This is a genomic window from Ruegeria sp. K5, from assembly GCF_056531805.1.
In genome coordinates this window covers 1-19181 of sequence record NZ_JBQFML010000018.1, presented here as the reverse complement: position 1 = coordinate 19181, position 19181 = coordinate 1, and the positions used below count along the sequence as shown (strand labels likewise).

Sequence of the window (19181 nt, the reverse complement as noted above, 5' to 3'; positions counted from 1 at the left end):
CGCCCTCCTGTTCTGCCAGCCGATAGATGTGGTCCATCTATCAGCTAACAGATCAGAAGGCCGCGCCCATTAGCGGATAGCCGGGAAACATCGGCAACCGCATCGCCACGAAAGAAAGGAAATTTTTCTATGGGTTACAATCGTTACATGAGCGGAATGTCCTGCGGTGGTCTGGTCACAGGGGAAGCCTTGACCGACGATCAACTGCGCGCCGCCGTGCCCTCGATCTTCGCAACCGAAGCCCACGAAAGCCGGTCTGACCGCTTTGTTGTGGTGCCGACAATCGACGTTCTGACAGGACTGCGCAAGGAAGGGTTTGACCCATTCTTTGCTCAGCAGGCCAACACCCGCATTGAAGGCAAAGCCGAGTTCACTAAGCACATGCTGCGCTTGCGTCACCGTTCGATCACCAATGCCGAAGGCGAAGCCTTTGAAATCATCTTGGTCAACGCCAACGATGGAACCAGCAGCTATCAGATGGTGCCGGGGTTCTTTCGGTTCGTCTGCGCCAATGGCTTGATGGTTGGTGACAGCTTTAACGAGGTGAAGGTGCGCCATTCAGGTGACGCCATTCATGAGGTTATCGAAGGCGCTTACACTGTATTGGAAGATGCGCCCCATGTGGCAGAGCAGGTTGAAACCTTCAAAGGTATCTCTCTGGACGATGCCGAGCGCAAAGTGTTTGCAGAAGTGGTGCATGAACTGCGCTTTCCCGAGGCTCACAAAGAAGATGGAAAGCCCGCGCCGGTTCAGGCTGACGCTCTGTTGAGAACCCGCCGCAATGCCGACCGCCTGACCGATCTGTGGACCGTTGGCAATGTTCTGCAGGAGAACGTCATCAAGGGCGGGCTGCATGGTCGTGTCAAAGATGCCAATGGCCGCACACGCCGACAGCGCACCCGTGGCGTTAAGGGCATCGACCAGAACAAAGCCCTGAACCGGGCCGTCTGGTCTCTCACTGAAAAGATGGCAGAGCTGAAGGGCGTAAGCCTCGCCGCCTGAAGAACAGCGCGCGGCTCGATCAGGGCCGCGCATACCCCCCTGACTCGGAGCAGAGACCATGCAAGCAAACATCATCAACACAGTCGCCCACGAGCGTTTCAACAATTTGCCGGTAGGTGACACGCTGGAAAAATATGAGTGGTTTACCATTGCGCCGGTACGTCACGACGAAAGCGAACAGGCAACCGTTCAATGTGAAGCTGGATGGGCCGAGTTCTGGACGATCTACGGCTGGCATAAAGACGGGTCCGACGAGGACACCTGTTTTGTGGCCGACGCGGTACACGACGAATTTGGCCCCCGTGACATCGTGCGGATCGCGCGCCAGATCGCCAACGAGACCGGCAAAGGGTTTATGGCTGGCGACATTCACTATGGGTACTACCCCCGCAACGGCGAGGGTCCGATTGCCGTCACAGATTTCAAAGAGATTGCCGAGGATCTGACGCACGCAATTCACGAGGCGAACGAGGACGAGATTCCGGACGAGGATCAGCGCGTCGATGATTTTGACAATCACCCGCTGGCTGATCTGCGCGAGGCGTTTGTCGATTACTCCGACTATTCGGGTTCTGACCAGCTCGACCCTTATCAGCCCGAGACCACCGCCCACTGAAACCTTGCAAAGCCGGGAGGCCGCAAAAGCGGCCCCCGCCACTTGCCCGATGGAGAGCAGAAATGCAGCAGCTTGATTTGATACCGATGGCCCCAAGCGAGAAGGGAACACCAGGCGCAAACTGGTGGGCCGGTGCCTGGGAATGCCGAAACTTCGACGGGTTTTTTCAAACCCGTGAGCAGGGCCGGGGACCGTGGAAATTCGTGATCTACGGTTTTGGCGACGACGATGTTTCTGTCTACGGCGTCAACCCGTTTGGTGAGCTTGTCCACCAGAGCGTGCCCATCGACGGGCAGGATCGCATCACCATTCTTGGCCGCAAATATGGCCGGGACAACTGGCAGCACTAAGCCGGGCGAAGCCCGAAAACTGAAACGGAAAGGACCGTTCAATGTATGCCCATTGTTTCCGATCTGGACACATCGAGCTTTCCGAGCATCCCGACATCGAGGGCGGGATTTGTATTGGTGAAGGGACAGAGGACGAGCTGACCCGCAAACTGGATGGACGCGCCCGCATGTCATGGAATGACACGTGGTTGGTCCCCGGAGTGCCGGAGGCCGAAACCGGGGATGAGGCGCTAGACGCCACCATTCGGTTCAAGACTCGGATGGATGAACCGCTGCCAGAGGCAGGGTAGATGCGCCGCCAGTTCACCTTGCCGGGTCTCGATCAACCGCGCCGAATCCGGCGCGTTTTGATGCACGCGGCTGATGTGGGTCAAGCCCCCGGTTTGATGCCCGGTTGGCGAACCACCAAGGGCGGGCACTTCCTATGCGGTCAGTGCGGTCATGACGCCGGATGGTGTTTTGACATGACCGACACCGAAATTCGGCGGGGCATTCCGTGCCCGGTCTGCAATCACCAAAAGGAGGATTCCGATGCTTGAGAAATGTGTTCATCACACCATCGACATTGCTGTTGCCGGTGCCCTTTTGGTGGCGACGGTTTCAGCGTTTTGCTGGCACGCGGAACAGCGCGCCACTATCGAGGTTTGGAAGTCTGACCGTGCTGCCCGACTGACCGTCGCGCGAGACTGACCCCGCCCTTTCAGCGCGTCCTGTTCTTCCTATCATCGACCATCCGGGCGAGGTCCGGATAGCCCGCGCCGCATCGGTTGTGCAGGGCCAGCCCGTCCTTTTCTCGGTCGCATGTTTTGGCGATGATCTTGAGCGCCGAGGGCAGCGGCGTGTCAGCACCGACCAGCTCAATGAACCGCTTTTTCGGGTACTGACCGTACCGCCCGCAGGTCTTGCAGTTGATCCGGACCAGCTCAAACGGATAATCCCAAGCCCTCACAGCGTACAACCCCCGGTAGTGCGATTTTCACGCGGTCTGAAAATCTTCAACCCTTCTATTCTCAGCATCTACCCCACGGGTCCGTTCAGAGCCAGCGTAAAGGCTGGCCGCTCGGTCCCCGTTCGCGCCACCCAACGCGAAGCCGCGCGACTGGCACCGTGCCAAGATCCCGACCGAGACACCCTGACCTGATGTGCGACAGCCGGTCAGCTCGTCGGGTCGCGCGGCTGCAGCCCAGCCAATTTGTTGGCGCACTGACCTGACCGGCAGAGCCAATGCCAACTCGTCGGCACCCGCCGCCAGAGCGTCGGGAAGTTGAGCGCGCCCAGGCGCGCGGAAAATGCAGATTGCATTTAACGTGCCGGAAAGTGACGGGCGCTGTTCGGGCAGCCCACGCTTTGCGTGATTGCCCTGCGCCAGTCCACCGGCACCCACGCCTGTTGGTTGGAAAAGGGGCGGAACCCTTTTCCCGGCGTGGAAATAGCCTCCAAGAGCAAAGTTGCTCCGATCATGATTGGAGAAAATACGGATTTCTCAAATCACATCGGTTTACTCTTGGAGATTATGACAGGATAAGGTGGTTGCGTTACAAATTGCTCTGAGCTAATTTTGAGCCATGAGTAAAACCGCCGATACTGAGAACTTTTCCGTCCGTATGCCCGTCGATGCCAAGGCGCGACTGGACAGAGCCGTGAAATCCCTCGGAGCCAAAAGCCGGAACCAGGTCATTCAGCGCCTCGTCTATCGCCTGATCGGTTATCTCGATCCTGACCCCGCTGTTGTGGATCTCTGGCAGAAGCACTTGCGGCAGGTTCAGGGTGGGTACACCAACCTCAACCAGCTTGCGAAATCGGCCAAGCGCGGCACTGTGATCTGGACGGACGACGACCGCCGCGACGTCGAAAATCTCCATCGTGCGATCATCCAGCACCGGCAAGACTTGAAGGCGATGATCACAGCAGCGCGCCGGAACCGAGAACCAGAATCCGCCATTCGCCGGATCTTGCGTGATGACGATTGGGATGCCGCCGCATGAACGCTGCAACCCACGATCTGACAGCAGGTGACTTCTTAGAGCTTGCGTTCCGCGAAGCTCAGAAGGGTGTCGATCGTTCCAAACAGATCAATCAGCAGTTGCAGACCGCCAAGCGCATGAAGTTCATGGTTTCGCGGGCGTCGTCCATCAAGGCGCGGCTTGGTGCCGTGGTCGGAAAGCCCGAGGCGGTTGTAAAGCACGTCCGCAAAGGTGGTGTGAAAAACGCGCACGAGCTGCGCCGCCAGATCAACTATCTGACCGTCCGCGCAGAGGGTGTGTTGGACATTCGAGACAATGGCGTGACACCGCTCGATGCGGATCAGGTCAATGATTTGATCGAGACTTGGGCCGAGGATTTCAACGGGAAAACCAACTACGGTTACACCCGTCACATGATCGTTTCTTTCCCCGAAGGCACCTATCCGGATGCCGCTCATGAGGCCGGTTTGGAGTTCGCAGATCGGCTATTTGGCAGCGGTGATTTTGGCGATACCTGGGACTACCTGACTGTGTTCCACAACGACACTGACAACCCCCATGTCCACATCGTTGTGAACAACCGAGGCGTCGAACATGGGCAGTGGTTGGCTATGGGTATGAGCAGCGAAATGAACATCGACGTCCAGCGCTCTATCCAGGTCGAGGTTGCTGAGGAATACGGAATTGAGCTGACCGCAACGACCCGCCTTGAGCGCGGTTTGCGGCAGGAAGTCGAGACCGATACGTGGAAAGTTCAGGCCGGAATGTCGGTTGTTGAAAGCACCCCGGAAGTCGAAGTTACGGCCCGCGACATGGCCGCCGATGTGATGACACTATCCATCGCAAGAATGTCGGATCTGTTTGATGAGCGCGCCAACGCCGTCAAAGACCGGATCGAAGAGTACGCCATCATGCTCGTTGAAGGAGAGGAACCTATGGTATCGAGAATGGAACATCTACTAGACCAAGCCCATCATTTTGATGATTACGGTGAGCCGGGAGACCCGTCTTATGTGTCCCCCGAAGTCATGAGCAACTTGCGGCGTCACATCGAATTAGGCGGTTCTGAGGAAACAATCGCGCCCGAGCTGAAGGCTCAGGTTGTTGCCCATATCAGCGACGTTCGGGACAACGAACAGAGCCATCCGTATCTGTCAGCCCTTGCTGATATTGTCGATGACAAGGAGTTCCAGGCGTCCGCTGATTATGCCCCGGCAGCACGCCGCTACGAGGTCTATATGCAGGACACCTTGGGCGAGGGGGCCTATGAGGACTTCCAGTCTCAGACCAAAGAATTGCTGCAATCCATCGACAAGATGGAAGGGCTGGCCCGTGAGGTTGACGATCCAAATCTGCGTGTCGCTATGGACATTCAGATTGGCGAGCTGAAGGGCGACGTTGCGGATCTGCGCACTAACGATCCAGACCTTCAAGCCTTCATCATCGAGGACCGCCGCTATTCAACGATGATGGGAATGGGCACCGCCGAAATGGATGTCTTGGACTATCCAGAGGCCGACAAGTGGGCGGCGATCCGCAAGGAAGTCACCGACACGGCCAGCAGCTACGGCCTTGATGGCGAGGCGTTCGTTGCCCGCTTTGGCGATCATCAGAACGTCACTTTGGGCACAACAATGGGATGGCGCAGCGACGACATTTCGACCGCAGCGGCCCACTTCCAGGCTCAAGGATTGGCGGATAGCCACGACCGGGCAGAGGCCGTTGTTGACGAGCTGCACCAGCTTGCTTCTTCCAAGATCATCGCAATCTCTGAAGAACTTTCAGACGTTCACGCCCACGCAACGCACCCGCTCTTGCAAGGGCGGGGCGATGATGACGGGCACAGCCTATAAGGAGTTCACCCGGTCTGCCTGATGAGCGCGCCAACGCCGTAGGTAGATCCATCAAAGAGTTTTCCATCAACTCGCAAAGGAAAAACTATGGTTTCGCGTACAGACTATCTTTTGAACGAAGTCGAACACTTCGCACCCTATTCCCAATTCGATCAATCCGCCCCGCGCGAGGATCGCGTTTCAGAGCAGATCGACATCATCATGAAAGAGCAGCGGGCGATGGGCTATGATCGTGCCGCCATCGCTTCAAAGAGCTTCGACATCGAGGACCAGGCTAACCGCCGTGTTGACGAACATACGGCGCAACAAGATCTGGTCGAAGAACTGAAAATCGAATTGGAGGCTGCGGAGCGGTCGGGGGAGCCGGTTGATCTGAACGATATGCAGGCTTTGGTTTCTCAGCACATGAACGATGCTCAGGAATACGACCTGTATCACCCCTACTATTCGTCTCTTGCGGATCTGTCCGGCGACAAAGGTTTTCAGGATTCCGACGACTACCAGTCGCCCGGTGATCGCTATGTTCAGTATATGCAATCCGCTCTGGGTCAGGCCGGTTTCGAGAACTACGAACAGCAGACCAAGGACATCGTGAACTCCATCGAGAACATGGAGGCTCTTGCACGAGAGGTCGAAGATCCGCATCTGCGTGCCGCAATGGACGTGCAGATCGGAGAGCTGAAGGGCGATGTTGCCGAGCTACGCCCATACGACACCGACCTGCAGGCGTACACTGTTGCTGACGACAGTTACACCACATCCATTAATGCGGCCGAGTTGGACAACCTGGACCCGACAGAAGCCGAAAAATGGCTGGCAGTGCGTGACGACATTGTTGCAACCGCCAACAGCTTCGGACTCGATGGAAACAAGTTCCTGGCCCGCTACAACGATCATGACAGCGTTTCAGTCGGCACCACTGCGACTTGGCGAGACGCGGACATTTCCACCGCTGCCGCCCATTTCAACAGCCAAGGCGTTCCGGACAGCTACGAGCGCGCGGAGGCCGTTGTTGGTGAGCTGCACCAAGTTTCATCCAGCAAGATTGCCGCCGTGGTGCAAGAGATTGCCCATACCCGCGAACAGGCCACCCACGTCCATGAAGATGATGGACACAGCCTTTAACCACGGAGGACATGATAGATGATCGTTCGCACTCTGATCTTGCTCGCCGCCGTCGCAGGGACTTGGTACGCAACCAAAACGCACACAGAAAAGCGCCTCACAACTGAGTGGCGGCTTGCGGTAGTGAAATGTGTTGCCGGGAACAGTGAGATTGCAGCCCTGGAACAATGTGTGGTCCGGGTTGCCCGTCCATCGGCTGATACATCTGGTGCAGGAGGCTAATGATGTTGGCAGCAAACCAAAGCGGTTGTGCAGCGCATTCAACTGTACATCTTGCGGCGATGATGGGGCACAACAACCCGCCCCCTGAAAAGGTCATTAAACCGCAACCTGATAGTGTTTTCGGGCTTCGGGCTGCATGGCTCAGGTTTGCAGAACAGAGGGAAATAGTCCGTCTTGCAAAGCTGCACGGGCGGATTAAGCGAAAAGAAGAAGCTCTGAAGAGACTAAGGGCCGAACGCACCACTATCATGAATCGGTGTATCCGGCGAATGCGCCGAGCTTCTGGCAAGAACTGAAGGCATCGAGCCTCGATTCAAAAAGGCCACCTTCGGGTGGCCCTTTTTTTTGCCTCAAACCAACGCCGGTCTGATCTTTCGATTTTCATTCTCGGATTGCCGAAGTTGGCTTACCAGTCGCCTCAACTCTCTACTGGCTTCCGACCATCCGCCTCTGGTGGTCCAGGGCGGGATACGAGCTTGCAGCACCCGCCAATCTGGGCTTGAGCCGACAAACACCAGTTCAGGCCCTTCCGGATGAAGGCTGCATTGCCAAGGATCACCCAGCAGGTTTTGGTACACCTCAAGGTAGTTAGGTTCAGGCAGGCTAACACCCTGACCTCGGAGCCGTGCTGGTCGCGTCACCTCAAAACTCAAACGGATCTGCGGGCTTGTTGGCAGATGGTTCATTTGCGGCCAACCATCATAAAGGAAGTGGGGAAAGCCTTCATGGCTTGTGTGATAGCCCCTTACCCCGTGAATTTGCCTTTGCTTCAGTATCCCAAGTGCTGCCTCAAAACTGGTGTCATGGACAATCAGGTGCATTGAACGCTGTTTGATTGGTCCGAACCATTCTGGCTCGACGGTATTGTCCAACATTATTCACCCAACCTATTCGCCGCCGCCTTGATCTTTTTGTCAGTGTTGTACTGACTCAGCGAGTACACGGCCCAAATAGCGGCAGGAATCCAGCCAATAAGAGTCAATTGCAGGAGCAGGCAGAAAATGCCCTGAATTGGGCGTCGGATCGTGAAGAACACGACGAAGGGCAGCACAATCGCTAAAATTAGTCTCATCTCTATTAACCTTTAGTTTGTTAGAACGCTGTAATGCCACATATGGGATTAAACAGAGATTTAGATAAACTGCACCCCCGTTAAGCGGGGGCGCTGCTTCCTGATCGCGTGGTTCTCATCTTCTCCATCGCCATATCTTTCGCTGACCGGCTTTTGCGTTTTGCAACTGTGCGCTGCGCATCAAAAGCCGCCTGAAGTTCCTGGTCTTTTTCTGAAACCACTTTCACCGGGGCAGGGGCCGGTTTCGCATCAGCCAGTGCCTTTGCCGTATCCTTGGCCTGTTCTTCAGCAAGATCCAGGTGTGTCCCTTTGATCTTTGGCGTATCGCCACCAAGGAACTGCACAAAATACGGATCTTCGAAGTATCGGATCTTGTTTGCAATCACCGGCATCTTGCCTTCGCGGATCAGCACAACCTCATTTTCCGGCAATCGGCCAACGTGTTCCGGCCGGAGCAGGCGAATGCCTTCCTCGCGTTCCGATATGCTGCCCATTTCCATTTTACCGAGCGCCCGAGACTTCGACTTGCTCATGACTGTTTTGTCACCGATGGATCTGGACACGTGTTCGCGTACCTCTGAATCTTCGGACGCTGCAAACATTTGCGTCCCGGCGTTTGCCAGCATCGCCCGCACACCTTCATGCCCATAAATGTCCTGCAGGCGCGACAGCGTTTGCGAAATCACGATGATCCGACCCCCGAACGATCGCATAGTGTCATACGCTTCAACGACGCGCTCAAGGTGGCCGAGACGCTGAAACTCATCGAGCAGCATCAAAACCTTGAACGGCTCATCTAGGCCCGGTTCGTGGGTTTCGATTGTGTTCACCAGATCGAGGAAGAACAGGCGAATGAGTGTCCGGAACTCTTTGACCTTTTTCCCTGGCACAGAAAAGTAGATCGAGGTGGGGCGCCGACGCAGATCCTCAAAGTTGATGTCATTGCCCTGCGTGGCTCTTGCCACAGATGGGTTGCGCCAGAGCTGCAGGCCGGAGTTATTCATAACCGAAATCGTTGACCGCAAGATTTTGGATTCTTCGGCTGCAAGATTCAGAAACTCATCTGCAGCGCGCGCATATCCAACTTCTTCAGCCATTTTCTCGTAGTCCTTTTGCTTGGTCGTTTTGACCAGGCGCAGGACTTCGGAAATGTATGGCCGCTTCCTTTTGATCGCCAACATCGCCATCGCGCAAAACATGCCTTCAACGCCACCCATAAAGCCTTGGGCGGACGAGCTGGGCGTGTCGAACATCTGCGTTGCAACCTGAATCACTTCTTCCCATCGCCGGTCCAGATTGTCGGCACGTGCTGCGCGGCGCAGAGGGTTGTAGCTGTGGCTTTTGTCTGGGTTCTCGGGATCGAACACAAAAACCTCATCGCCCATTGCTGCCCGACGCGCGCCCGTGGTCTGGAAAATCTCGCCCTTGATGTCCAGGACGACGCAAGAACCATTGAAACGCAGGACGTTCGGGATCACAAAGCCGCTTGTTTTGCCCGATCCAGACGGGGCAATGAACATCGCGTGCGGCTTTTGGACACCGGGGCCGGGCTTATAGTAGATCGCGTTTTTGTCCTTTGGCTCACCAAATTTGGCAAACACGATTTCACTATCCAGTTTGTCTTTGAGCTTCAGCACCGACGCATAGCCCTCCTGGACGAGCTGAGGGGCCTTTGCAAAGGTCGCATCGCCGTATTTCGTTGAGGGACCACGCAGCGCAGCCGCCACGAATGCAAAGGTCAAAACACCCACCGCGACCACCGCCACCAGACCCATGATCTGCTGCGTCTCTGCAGGCTGTGCCATGAACTTCTCTGGGATCGCCCAGATGTCCAGCCCGCGAAAACCTCTGGTGTTGATGTATTCGAGAGCCAGACCGACCACCAAAACCGCGCAAGCCGAGGTAGCGATAAAGCCCATTGTACCGGCTATCGCTACCTTCTTGCCCTTTGGGAGATCCTGAAACTCAGCCATCGGTCAGCTCGCGTTTGAAGAAGCACACGATGCCAAATTCAGCACGTGCGACACCAACCATTTCCCAACCTTCTTTGCCCAGCTTTGCGAATTTCTCGCTGGCGTCGTCGCGTTCCGAAAAAGGCACGTCTCGATACTCGAATTGCTTCATCTTTGTACTCCTTCAGATAAGTTGTTCTGCAGTCATCAGAGGCGGAAAAATCACGCCGTTGACCTTCCGTTCGTCCCCGATTTTCTTCATGTGAACGATCATGTGAATGGTGGCCCGGATGTCATCGACCACCTCTGACTTTTGGACGGTCGGAGATCCGCGCCGCACCATTTTACTCATCCGTCCAATGGCATCTACGGGCGAGTTGGCGTGCATGGTGCAGACAGATCCATCGTGGCCGGTATTCACCAGTTCCAAGAACATATTCGCGTCGTCGCCCCGGATTTCACCGCAGACTAGGCGGTCAGGCCGTAACCGCAGCGCCGATTCAAGCAGCTTTGTCGGTGATCGAGGGCCATCTTCTTCGGAACGGTCGGCAAGCAGATCGACAGAATTGGGTTGCTCGATGTCCAACTCGGCCACTTCTTCAATCGTCACGATCCGTTCGCCCGGATCGACGCGCTTCAGCATTGCATTGAGAACGGTGGTTTTGCCAGACGACGTGCCCCCCGCAATGATCACGTTCCATTTGCTAAGCATCGCAAGATCGGCCAGCTCGTCAAAGCTCATCGTGCCTGCTGCAAGGGCAGCACGGGCAGTTTCGAGCGCACTGTGATCGTTGCTTTCCGCCAATGCGGCCTCTTTGCTGGCGAAGCTGAACGCGCCAAGATCGACAGTTTTCACGCGGAGCAGGCGGATCGCCACGGACCCCACGCCGGTTGTTGCTGGCGGAATCACGACCTGGACCCGCGCTTTGCCCTGCTGTGTTGGCACATTGGCCGTCGCAATGGGTTTCTTTTCTCCGAATGTCACATCACTGAAACCGGCCACGCAGCGCCCGATGTTTTCTACATCGTCTCTGTTCAGAGTGATGTCTGTCCTGGTCATGTGCGTTGTGCCCATTTCTTCGACCCAAACCGATCCGTCAGGGTTCACAGAAATTTCGCTCAGGCTTTCATCGTGTAACAGATGCTCGATCTTGCCTGTATAGTATTCCAGAAGGCTATTCCCGTTCCGCCCGCTCATCTTCTTGTCCTTGTTATTGGCGTCAAAAAAGGCCGCTACCGCACTCGATCATGCTGGCAGCGGCCGGAAAGACCGCTGAGGCGGTCGTTTCGATGTCTCGCTCTCAGAAGCTATCGAACACAACGTCGCGCTGCAGGATCGCGTTGATACGACTGCCCTGATCGACAAAGATTGTCGGAGTGATGCGCAGGTATTCATCAAGCGCCGCTGCCGTGGCGTTCTGCAGGTTAGACCCCACTTGGGTTGCCAGATCCGTTCTGACCGAGTTGTTGCTGTCGCTGTCAGACACCAGCGCCACAGGGGCAATACCGATTATGGACAACAACGCAGCCGTGCCGAACCGCTTCCCAAAGTGTGTGTTCACCCTGCCGGTCGCACCAGTCCGGCCTTGACCGTCCGTACCAGCCGATCCGATCTGAGCGGACAGGCCGTCAGGCGTGATGACACGGCTCCAAACGATCATGATGCGCGTTTGCGCCAATGTCGTATCCGCTCGATACTCGCCATAGAGCTTCGATCCGCGCGGCAGAAGCAAACGTGTGCCGTCCATCGAGTAGACGCCACGTGTGATCGTCGCCACGACGCTACCGGGCAATTCCGAGCTGACCGCGCCACCGAACACAGCCGACAAAACCGTGCCTTGCGTTAAGGTGCGCGACGGATCGTCAATGATCGAGGCCCCCACGATGGGGGGATATTCTTCGACCAGATTGTTTTGCCATGTCGTGTTTTGGTTTTCCTGATAGCCGCGCTGTTCTTCAGGCAAACGGGTGTCATCCGGTTGCACCTGGACCTGCTGAGGTGCGGCGGGGAAGGGCTGGAAAATCACCGGCTGCGATCCGCTGTTAATCGGCTCGTAGTTTTGCCCGGTGCCATCCTGTGCGGATACGCTTGAGGCCAACGCGACCAGGGCGAGGGTAAGTGCTGTTCTGTTCATCGTCAGCTCCATCAGTTTCTACGAAGTGGGTTTTCATCGAACACAATGCCGTCCGACTGGTTCTGCCGCTGGCGCATCTTCTTCAGTTCTTCGAGTCTGCGCCGCTCGTCATCGGTCAGACCTTGCGCCTGAAGGTGGCTTACGCTGGCAAGTGCCCGGGCCTCCGCATCTGCGATGGCCTGGGCAAGTTCCGTCTGGAACTTCTTCTCTCGCTCATCATATCTGACCTGAAGGCGTTCATTGGTCAGGTTCAGCGTTGCGATTTCACCGTCTTTTTCTGACAGCGAAACTTTGGCGTCCGTCAGCTCGTCTTGCAGTTCAGAAATCCGACCGTTCTGTTGCTCGATAGTTTTCAAGGCTTGTTTCAGCCCTTCGGAATCGACCTGTGGCACTGCTGCCGGTGTTGCTACCGCAATTGTCTCTGGCAGAGCTTCGGGTTCGGATTCATCGACCTCTGGCCCCCGTGCGGTCAAAAGCCCGTATCGCTCGCCACCACCTTGTTGCAAAGCGTCAACGCGGACACCCGTGTTCCCGCTTTTGCTTTCGTCGCCCATGACAAACCACACAAAGCCCAGGAACACCGCTCCTGCGACTGCAACGGTCATCAGCTTCTTAGGGTCGAACTTCTTCCGGACACGTTGCGACGGCTGTTCAGCCGCCGCCCGTGCCGCAATTGTTTGATCGCGGTTCATTATTTGCTGCCCCCCGGTTTAACTGTCTGTGAAGTGACGGGCCGACCGCTCACGCTTGCCTGCTGAAACTCGTCGCCATCGTTTCGAACACAGATCGAAGTGTCCTCGATGCGCAGTGTCCAAAGATCTGAAAGGCCCTGCACCTGGATAATGCCGCGCTCTTTGACAGTCGTGTTCACCATCAGCTCACGTCCATCAGGCAGGACACGGAAGATGCCCGGCAGCTCCGCATCCTGTGGGATCTGCATATAGGTGTGTACGCCATCATCCCAAACGGCTGTGGGCGCAAAGTCCGCTTTGCCCGAACGCGAGTAGTTTTGGTTGACGAACCGGCCTGTTGGTTTCGGCTCGCTGCGTGCCACCGTGCCACGGCGCGTTGTGGTCCCGCCGCTGTTGTTCTTGTTATAGAACGTGACCCGAAACGGTACTCGTTTACGTTCGGCGGCGCTCTCGGCCGGAACCAGATAGAAGTTGTATGTCCCGCGATTGGTCAGCACGGTCAGGTTCGAATCCGAGTTCAGGATTTCCGGCTTGAACGCAATAACGCGACCTTCCTGCAGGCGAGTGATCTGAAAACTTTCAGTGTCGCCCGCACCAATGCTGCGGACGGTTTCGCCCTGCGGAAAGTGAACATAGGTAATCAGGCGTTCACCCACAGGGATGCGGTACACCTGGTTCTCGACATAGTGGAAATGCGTGATGCGGTGATCCGCGTTCTTTCCGTCTGGTGTCGGTGTGATTTCAGCGAGCAGAGGCGTAGAGAATGCCAAAACTGCTGCGGCGGTGGCGGTGAGTGTTTTGAAAGAACGCTGCATCAGATGTCTCCCATTGCGTCTACGCGGTAGTTGGTGACGACGAAGCCGAATGGATTTTCGAGAAGTTCATCCATCGACGTCACGATTTTTTCCTCAAACCCGTAGGTCACAGTGACCACGTAGCGGGCTGAGGCCGTTGCTTGGTTTGGCACGATCAGGGACTTGCGGATCTCGACCTGCACCGTCTCATCGTTGACCGGCGAGACGCCCAGAATTTCGGTCTGCACCTTTGTCTTGGGCGTATAGATTTCGTCAGGATGGTTATCGTTCGACCCATCCCACAGTTCGCGGTAAGATGTTTCGGCCAGCTCATCAGAACGACGCAGTACCGATTTCAGGCGCTCGTTGTTGTCCTGGACATCATAGGTTTCCCGGTCGCGCACATAATTTGCGACTTCGCGGAAGGCCATCGCTTCAGATGGTTCCAGTTCTTCGACCTTTTCAGTCAGCAGCACCGGCAGCTTTGTGTCCGGATCAATGGAGAATGGCACCGCGCGGATTTCCTTCAGGGGAAGGAGCATCGCCCAGCCAATCATAGAGGCCACGCCCATTGCCATGCCGACCATGCCGAATACCTGCCATTTGAAGGCATCGCGGCGTGCGCCCAGAAAGAGTTCTTTTTCGTGATCTGTCACGTGTGACATTTGCTCTGTACCTCGATTTATGAAGATTTTTCTCGGGCAGCTCGAATGCTCTGCCGATAACGATCAGCGGCGTAGCTCTGACGAGCCGCCCCATCCTGATTGCGGGCTCTATGTGCAATGTCCCGACGCGCCTGCATCGCGCGCGAGGCGCTATCACGAACCCCTGTCCCGTCGCGGGCTGCGGAGGCCATAGCAGCGGCAGTTTTCCCACCGGCTACGGCACCCCTTGCACCGTCGCTTGCAGTGCCCAATGCACTTCTTGCGGCAGCGACGGCACCAGTTGCCACGGCAAGACCCGAGGATGCCGAAACGATTGCACCCGACATTCCGCCCGCGAGCGATGGGATCTGCGTGAGCATCACGATTGACACAATGCAGATCGCCAAAAACCGGCCACTGGCCTCCATGTTGTTCACATCCTCAACAGCGGTCAGTTCGGAGCTGAAAAGGGCCTGAATAAGAGAAACGATGCCTGTCAGAACGACGATGACCATGATCAGGCCAACAGTCGTTTTCGCCCAGGCTGCGAATATATTGGCTGTTGCCGAGCTGAGCAGCGTTGCGATGAAAACAGGCGCTAGACCCAGCAGGACCGCCAGACCGCCTTTTGCGATGAGTGCCATGCCAGTGCCAAAGGCAACGATGACAGCCCCAACAACCCAGAGAATAGCCCCGGTGATGCTCAGACCCCAGGTTGCGTTTTCAATAGCCTGCTGGCCCATCAAGAAACACTGAAGCGCAATGTCATCGAGTGCTTCCCAGACATTTGTTGTGCCGGTCAATTCTCCGGCAATCGTGTCTGGGAGGCTCGAAATGCCCTGATAAATGGGTTGAAAGAAGCTCCAGCTAGAAGCCATACCAATGATGATCGTCGCCCGAATGATCCAGCCGACATAGCCACCAAACCCGATTTCTCGGATTTGAAGCACACCGTTGATCAGCATTGCCACGAAGATCAGCGCGGCTATTGCCCAGAGGGCGGATGCTAGATCCGCCGCCAGGCTGTTGTATGCTTGCTGCGAGAAGTTATTAAGCGCAGCCTCAATCGAGCTGACGAAATCTTGGATCACGGCCCACAAGCCTCCTCAATTGCAGGGCGCAGAGCTTCCAGACGGGTCCGTTGCTCTTTTTTCAGCGCGGCAAGATTGTCGGACGGTTGGGTCCAAAACTCGTCTTGGTCAGCTCCGACCTTTTGGGCGGCGTCCTCACGGCTCAAACCGCCCAGCGGACATTCGGTGCTGAAGGTCTCGCCCGATTTGCGCAGATTGCATTGCTCGATGGTGGCCTCGTGCGCAGCGATGACCTGTTCATTCAGGATCACCACCGACCAGTTGGTCACAAGAGGCTGCTTGTCTGCGGATTGGCCCGCTTCGGCCATGCGCGCTTGATCGTCTTTGACGAATTGACGACCGTACTCACGCGCGCCCGAGTACCCAAGGCACTTACGATATTCACCGAACGGCATATCGACCTTGGGTGATGGGCGCAGCTTCACCTGTGCCGATGCAGCCCCCGACATAACGGCGGCGGCTGCAATGGTCAGGATGAGAGTTGAGCGGAGTTTCATTGTGAGGTTCCTCGTACATAGTTGCTGAGTGTCGAAAGATCGGCAGCGGTTGCAGCCAGATCCGTGCCCGACGCCAGAGCATTAGCCGAGGTTGCGCGCAAGATTTCAATTTCAACTTGCAGGAGTTTCAGGAGAACCGCCGTGTTATAGTCGATTGCATCCTTCAGATCTTCTTGCTGACCGATTTCACCGCGCAGTTTTTCAGCATCTTCGGAGAGCTGACCGGCCATGTCATAGCCATTCTCACCCAACGCCGACGCCATCAGGCCCGCACCACCACGCTCAGACAGGATGCGGCGAGCCTGCACATCCGATCCGCTGAACTCGGACAAGATGCCATCGTTCAGGCCGAGGTTGATTGATCGACGTTCCATTGCCTGCGCAGCGACATCGGGCAGGCCGGAGATACCGCCCTCCGCTGCATCCAGTGCGTAGCCGAGCGTGTCAGCAGCAGTCGCCAGTTTCAGAAAGCTGCGGCTGTTGAACTCATCCAGATCCGTCAAACCGCTGATGGTTTTGAAGGAGTTTTCGAGCAATGCCCGCTGTTGTTCCAGTTTCTCGTACTGTTCCAGCAATTGCTCGTACTGGCGGACCATTTCAGCGATTTCTTTGGCCGAATTGGCGGCGTCCTGCGTGATGGATGCAGAGTCCACCACCGGAACACCCTGGGCCGATGCCATGACGGGCAGGGCGGCCAGAACCGAAACAGCAATGGTTGTGCGGAATTTCTTTGAAATATTCATCAGACAAGCTCCAAGTTTTCAGGGGGGGTCATGCGCTCAAAGTCGCAGGCGCATTTGCTGCGATAGCCCGAATAGGTGCTGGTGCAGGCCGAGACGGCGGCCAGAACAACAAGGGCGATTACAAGGCGAGTTTTCATGTGATTTCCTTCCAGAAGTTGGGGTTTTGTCGCCAATCAGGATCAGGGAACGATTTTCCGTCTGATCCGCTCAGAACACGGAGAAGCGGGCCGAGAGCGCCGACATCGACATCGAGCCAAACACTCTCGTCACCTTTCTTCATGAGCATTACGCGGTCGCCAAAGTGTGCCCTCAGCGCGCCCAGCTCTGAATCGTTCAAGCCGATTGCCCGGTAGTCTGCTTCATTGCCGGATCGAGAGGGGAACAAGAGTTGCGTGCTGGTGTTTTCCAGGATCGACTTACTTGCCGCCGACGACAGGAGGTGATCGGGGATCTGCGTCATCATCATCATCATGACGTTCAGCTTCCGATACGTGGTGTAGGCATTTATGAGAATGCCAGCGCCATAAGGGTTGCCAGCAATTACCCATGCTTCATCAATCACAAAGACAGTGGGTATCTTGGTGGCGCAGCGGCGTTCGATCTGGCGCATGACGTAGCTGATCCATGCCAGCCGCACCAATTCGTCATCCAGAACCTCGGAAATGTCGAAAACAAGATGACGGTCGCCAGCAGCAAACGGATCTGAGCCACCCTCGCCAAACATCCAGGACAAGCGGCCTTCGCCAGCCCATTCACTTGCACGCTTGTACAGGTTCTTGTCATCGTCAAAGGCTCTGAACCGTTCCACCAATGAATCGAAGTTCTGAAGCGCAGGCGGCAAAGTGGCATTCGCTTGGCAAGCCCGCGTGATTTCATCCTTCTGATCGGTGGTCAGTGGTTCGTCATAGCTCAACAGGGCAATGACCCAATTGGCGAGCCAGCTTTGCCCAGCCTCATCCGTCTCGGTCTGAAAAGGGTTCATGCCGGTTGGCTCACCAACTCGGACGCGGGTGTACTGCGCACCGAGCGCCCGCATTGGAGCCTCCATTGCCCGGTCTTTGTCAAAAGCGATGATCCGCGCGCCCTGTGCAACCGCCATTGTTGCCAGCAGCATCGCGATCACAGTTTTACCCGAGCCGTTCGGTCCAAGAACGATCGTATGCCCGGAGGGCAGGTTTTCAGCGTCTTTGCTGGTCTTGGGAAGGTGAAGCGAAACATCGTAGCTGTCCCCGTGCGTTGTCGGGAACGTCGCCAATGGCCCCGGCCAGGGTAGCTTTTCCGCATCCAACCCTTTGGGGCGCATGTGGAACGCAACCATATCCGCAAAGTTCTGGTCCGTGATCAGTTCTTCACGGGCGCGGAACGCGAAATTGCCGGGATGCTGCGCGAAGTACACCGCACGGGCCGACATCGCTTCGCGCTTCACTGTGCCGCCTGAAATCTGGATTTCACCGATGATGTGTTTTTCGGCGGTTTTCAGATCTTCCTCTGTCCCGAACACGCAGATCGACAGATGGTGCTTGCCGAGTGACATGGTGCCGGAGGCAATGCCGTCCGCCAGAATAGACAAATCCTCTTCGAGAGACTTTGCCTTGTCGCCTGCCGAGCGCATTTGTCCCGACTTGCGGCGTTCCATTTCCTGCGCCTGGGCGCGGCTGATCGGCAGGAAGGATTGCGAAATGACGACATCAACCGGCAGGTCCAGCCCGTCGAAAATGCCGGGGAACGACGCCATCGGGTAATTCTTCAGGGAATAGACCCGTATGGAGCGTTCCTGATCGTCGCCCGTAACCAGTTTGCCAGTCTTGCCCTGAAACAGCACATCCTCTTGCGGCATGTTGAAGGCGATGGGTTCTGCAATGTTCGTGTGAATGATCGGCTGATACCGACCGTTCAACAGCATTCCATAATAGCCGAGCCAACGCCCCTCGCTGAGCTTCAGCCGGCGCACCCGGCTTTCGCCCAGCGTGCCCGCCAGTGTTGTGAAAACACCGTCGAGCTGTTCCATCATTTCGCGGCGTTCCTCGTCTATTGTTCCAGACGACATGCCGAACATCTGTTTTGCCCGCTCATCCTGCCGCTTTTGCAGAATGGCGCTGATGATGATCTTGCGTTCTTTCAGCTCTGCATCGACGGAAGCTGAGCGCATGGCCTGTGCCACTGCACCGGCAAAGCCGGTTGGATCTGTGATGACATGACCAGTCTCAGCCGGGACGGTCAGTCGATGAACATAAAATGCCACTTCATTGGGTGTTGTGCGCAACACACGCTCAAACCGTTCGGCCAGGAACTCGAACTCGTTTTCGTCCAGCGTGTTTGCGTTGATTCCGGTGATTTCTGCAGCGGCGATAAGGCCACCGTTGCGTGTGGAAATAACCTCATCGTCCACGACATAGCCATAAGGCAACATCTGAAAGAGGCTCATTTCA

23 protein-coding genes are annotated in these 19181 nt (G+C 56.3%); 8 read left to right on the top strand and 15 right to left on the bottom strand.

The annotated features are described in order from the left end of the window. Positions 1-129: 129 nt before the first annotated feature. The 5 genes from ACR0MO_RS21125 (at position 130) to ACR0MO_RS21105 (ending at position 2658) form a co-directional block, all read left to right on the top strand. Complete coding sequence (locus ACR0MO_RS21125; protein WP_480774392.1) at positions 130-1002, top strand: DUF932 domain-containing protein; 873 nt, start codon at positions 130-132, stop codon at positions 1000-1002. 58 nt (positions 1003-1060) lie between these two features. After that, on the top strand, positions 1061-1618 hold the full coding sequence (locus tag ACR0MO_RS21120; protein ID WP_480893181.1) for a hypothetical protein: 558 nt from the start codon (positions 1061-1063) through the stop codon (positions 1616-1618). Between the two features lie 62 nt (positions 1619-1680). Further along, positions 1681-1968: a hypothetical protein gene (locus ACR0MO_RS21115; RefSeq protein WP_170514446.1), complete on the top strand. Its 288-nt coding sequence runs from the start codon at positions 1681-1683 to the stop codon at positions 1966-1968. A 41-nt stretch (positions 1969-2009) separates the two neighbouring features. Beyond that, a complete protein-coding gene (locus tag ACR0MO_RS21110; protein WP_170514443.1) occupies positions 2010-2258 on the top strand; it encodes a host nuclease inhibitor protein in 249 nt (82 codons plus the stop codon). 241 nt (positions 2259-2499) lie between these two features. After that, a complete protein-coding gene (locus ACR0MO_RS21105; RefSeq protein WP_170638376.1) occupies positions 2500-2658 on the top strand; it encodes a hypothetical protein in 159 nt (52 codons plus the stop codon). 10 nt (positions 2659-2668) lie between these two features. Here ACR0MO_RS21105 and ACR0MO_RS21100 read toward each other — a convergent pair whose 3' ends face one another. After that, positions 2669-2917, bottom strand: coding sequence for a hypothetical protein (locus ACR0MO_RS21100; RefSeq protein WP_480618261.1), 249 nt, complete (start codon positions 2915-2917; stop codon positions 2669-2671). Between the two features lie 616 nt (positions 2918-3533). On the opposite strand from ACR0MO_RS21100, the gene ACR0MO_RS21095 reads away from it, so the two are divergent. The 3 genes from ACR0MO_RS21095 to ACR0MO_RS21085 all read left to right on the top strand — a co-directional run bounded on the left by ACR0MO_RS21095 (position 3534) and on the right by ACR0MO_RS21085 (position 6910). Further along, a complete protein-coding gene (locus tag ACR0MO_RS21095) occupies positions 3534-3953 on the top strand; it encodes a hypothetical protein (RefSeq protein WP_480893178.1) in 420 nt (139 codons plus the stop codon). Further along, a complete protein-coding gene (locus ACR0MO_RS21090) occupies positions 3950-5785 on the top strand; it encodes a relaxase/mobilization nuclease domain-containing protein (RefSeq protein ID WP_480893176.1) in 1836 nt (611 codons plus the stop codon). Before ACR0MO_RS21095 ends, ACR0MO_RS21090 begins: the two co-directional genes overlap by 4 nt. An 87-nt stretch (positions 5786-5872) precedes the next feature. Further along, positions 5873-6910, top strand: coding sequence for a hypothetical protein (locus ACR0MO_RS21085; protein ID WP_480893174.1), 1038 nt, complete (start codon positions 5873-5875; stop codon positions 6908-6910). A 572-nt stretch (positions 6911-7482) separates the two neighbouring features. Here the strand turns inward: ACR0MO_RS21085 and ACR0MO_RS21080 are convergent. From ACR0MO_RS21080 to ACR0MO_RS21015, 14 genes are all read right to left on the bottom strand, one after another. Continuing rightward, positions 7483-8007 carry a hypothetical protein gene (locus ACR0MO_RS21080; RefSeq protein ID WP_480893172.1) on the bottom strand — a complete coding sequence of 175 codons (525 nt, stop codon included), beginning with the start codon at positions 8005-8007 and terminating at the stop codon, positions 7483-7485. After that, complete coding sequence (locus ACR0MO_RS21075; RefSeq protein WP_480893170.1) at positions 8007-8204, bottom strand: YqaE/Pmp3 family membrane protein; 198 nt, start codon at positions 8202-8204, stop codon at positions 8007-8009. Before ACR0MO_RS21075 ends, ACR0MO_RS21080 begins: the two co-directional genes overlap by 1 nt. A gap of 80 nt (positions 8205-8284) precedes the next feature. Beyond that, the gene (locus tag ACR0MO_RS21070; RefSeq protein ID WP_480893168.1) at positions 8285-10177 is read right to left on the bottom strand and encodes a type IV secretory system conjugative DNA transfer family protein; all 1893 of its coding nucleotides are present in this window, start codon (positions 10175-10177) and stop codon (positions 8285-8287) included. Then, positions 10170-10328 carry a hypothetical protein gene (locus ACR0MO_RS21065; protein WP_480893166.1) on the bottom strand — a complete coding sequence of 53 codons (159 nt, stop codon included), beginning with the start codon at positions 10326-10328 and terminating at the stop codon, positions 10170-10172. Before ACR0MO_RS21065 ends, ACR0MO_RS21070 begins: the two co-directional genes overlap by 8 nt. Positions 10329-10340: 12 nt before the next feature. Next, positions 10341-11354, bottom strand: coding sequence for an ATPase, T2SS/T4P/T4SS family (locus ACR0MO_RS21060; protein WP_480893165.1), 1014 nt, complete (start codon positions 11352-11354; stop codon positions 10341-10343). A gap of 103 nt (positions 11355-11457) precedes the next feature. Beyond that, the gene (locus tag ACR0MO_RS21055; RefSeq protein ID WP_480893163.1) at positions 11458-12291 is read right to left on the bottom strand and encodes a TraB/TrbI/VirB10 family type IV secretion system protein; all 834 of its coding nucleotides are present in this window, start codon (positions 12289-12291) and stop codon (positions 11458-11460) included. A gap of 11 nt (positions 12292-12302) precedes the next feature. Next, a complete protein-coding gene (locus ACR0MO_RS21050) occupies positions 12303-12983 on the bottom strand; it encodes a hypothetical protein (RefSeq protein ID WP_480893161.1) in 681 nt (226 codons plus the stop codon). Beyond that, complete coding sequence (locus tag ACR0MO_RS21045; RefSeq protein WP_352996655.1) at positions 12983-13798, bottom strand: TrbG/VirB9 family P-type conjugative transfer protein; 816 nt, start codon at positions 13796-13798, stop codon at positions 12983-12985. Before ACR0MO_RS21045 ends, ACR0MO_RS21050 begins: the two co-directional genes overlap by 1 nt. Then, a complete protein-coding gene (locus ACR0MO_RS21040) occupies positions 13798-14433 on the bottom strand; it encodes a VirB8 family type IV secretion system protein (protein WP_480547129.1) in 636 nt (211 codons plus the stop codon). The genes ACR0MO_RS21045 and ACR0MO_RS21040 overlap by 1 nt, the downstream gene beginning before the upstream one ends. Positions 14434-14459: 26 nt before the next feature. Beyond that, positions 14460-15512, bottom strand: a complete 1053-nt coding sequence (locus ACR0MO_RS21035; protein ID WP_170481458.1) for a TrbL/VirB6 family protein — start codon at positions 15510-15512, stop codon at positions 14460-14462. Next, positions 15509-16009, bottom strand: coding sequence for a hypothetical protein (locus tag ACR0MO_RS21030; RefSeq protein WP_480893158.1), 501 nt, complete (start codon positions 16007-16009; stop codon positions 15509-15511). Before ACR0MO_RS21030 ends, ACR0MO_RS21035 begins: the two co-directional genes overlap by 4 nt. Further along, complete coding sequence (locus tag ACR0MO_RS21025; protein ID WP_170684059.1) at positions 16006-16752, bottom strand: type IV secretion system protein; 747 nt, start codon at positions 16750-16752, stop codon at positions 16006-16008. Before ACR0MO_RS21025 ends, ACR0MO_RS21030 begins: the two co-directional genes overlap by 4 nt. Beyond that, positions 16752-16889 (bottom strand): hypothetical protein, encoded by a 138-nt coding sequence (locus ACR0MO_RS21020; protein WP_170417970.1) that lies wholly within the window; start codon positions 16887-16889, stop codon positions 16752-16754. Before ACR0MO_RS21020 ends, ACR0MO_RS21025 begins: the two co-directional genes overlap by 1 nt. Then, positions 16886-19181, bottom strand: a 2296-nt coding sequence (locus ACR0MO_RS21015) for a VirB4 family type IV secretion/conjugal transfer ATPase (protein WP_480893156.1), incomplete at its 5' end; no start/stop codon positions are given. The genes ACR0MO_RS21015 and ACR0MO_RS21020, both read right to left, overlap by 4 nt.

What these genes read in the sequence shown, in the direction of transcription:
- ACR0MO_RS21120 (WP_480893181.1), top strand. Translation starts at nt 1,061, where the DNA reads ATGCAAGCAAACATCATCAACACAGTCGCCCACGAGCGTTTCAACAAT.
- ACR0MO_RS21090 (WP_480893176.1), top strand. Translation starts at nt 3,950, where the DNA reads ATGAACGCTGCAACCCACGATCTGACAGCAGGTGACTTCTTAGAGCTT.
- ACR0MO_RS21030 (WP_480893158.1), bottom strand. Translation starts at nt 16,009, where the DNA reads ATGAAACTCCGCTCAACTCTCATCCTGACCATTGCAGCCGCCGCCGTT.
- ACR0MO_RS21020 (WP_170417970.1), bottom strand. Translation starts at nt 16,889, where the DNA reads ATGAAAACTCGCCTTGTAATCGCCCTTGTTGTTCTGGCCGCCGTCTCG.
- ACR0MO_RS21115 (WP_170514446.1), top strand. Translation starts at nt 1,681, where the DNA reads ATGCAGCAGCTTGATTTGATACCGATGGCCCCAAGCGAGAAGGGAACA.
- ACR0MO_RS21105 (WP_170638376.1), top strand. Translation starts at nt 2,500, where the DNA reads ATGCTTGAGAAATGTGTTCATCACACCATCGACATTGCTGTTGCCGGT.
- ACR0MO_RS21045 (WP_352996655.1), bottom strand. Translation starts at nt 13,798, where the DNA reads ATGCAGCGTTCTTTCAAAACACTCACCGCCACCGCCGCAGCAGTTTTG.
- ACR0MO_RS21060 (WP_480893165.1), bottom strand. Translation starts at nt 11,354, where the DNA reads ATGAGCGGGCGGAACGGGAATAGCCTTCTGGAATACTATACAGGCAAG.
- ACR0MO_RS21095 (WP_480893178.1), top strand. Translation starts at nt 3,534, where the DNA reads ATGAGTAAAACCGCCGATACTGAGAACTTTTCCGTCCGTATGCCCGTC.
- ACR0MO_RS21050 (WP_480893161.1), bottom strand. Translation starts at nt 12,983, where the DNA reads ATGAACCGCGATCAAACAATTGCGGCACGGGCGGCGGCTGAACAGCCG.
- ACR0MO_RS21070 (WP_480893168.1), bottom strand. Translation starts at nt 10,177, where the DNA reads ATGGCTGAGTTTCAGGATCTCCCAAAGGGCAAGAAGGTAGCGATAGCC.
- ACR0MO_RS21085 (WP_480893174.1), top strand. Translation starts at nt 5,873, where the DNA reads ATGGTTTCGCGTACAGACTATCTTTTGAACGAAGTCGAACACTTCGCA.
- ACR0MO_RS21065 (WP_480893166.1), bottom strand. Translation starts at nt 10,328, where the DNA reads ATGAAGCAATTCGAGTATCGAGACGTGCCTTTTTCGGAACGCGACGAC.
- ACR0MO_RS21055 (WP_480893163.1), bottom strand. Translation starts at nt 12,291, where the DNA reads ATGAACAGAACAGCACTTACCCTCGCCCTGGTCGCGTTGGCCTCAAGC.
- ACR0MO_RS21110 (WP_170514443.1), top strand. Translation starts at nt 2,010, where the DNA reads ATGTATGCCCATTGTTTCCGATCTGGACACATCGAGCTTTCCGAGCAT.
- ACR0MO_RS21025 (WP_170684059.1), bottom strand. Translation starts at nt 16,752, where the DNA reads ATGAATATTTCAAAGAAATTCCGCACAACCATTGCTGTTTCGGTTCTG.
- ACR0MO_RS21075 (WP_480893170.1), bottom strand. Translation starts at nt 8,204, where the DNA reads ATGAGACTAATTTTAGCGATTGTGCTGCCCTTCGTCGTGTTCTTCACG.
- ACR0MO_RS21080 (WP_480893172.1), bottom strand. Translation starts at nt 8,007, where the DNA reads ATGTTGGACAATACCGTCGAGCCAGAATGGTTCGGACCAATCAAACAG.
- ACR0MO_RS21125 (WP_480774392.1), top strand. Translation starts at nt 130, where the DNA reads ATGGGTTACAATCGTTACATGAGCGGAATGTCCTGCGGTGGTCTGGTC.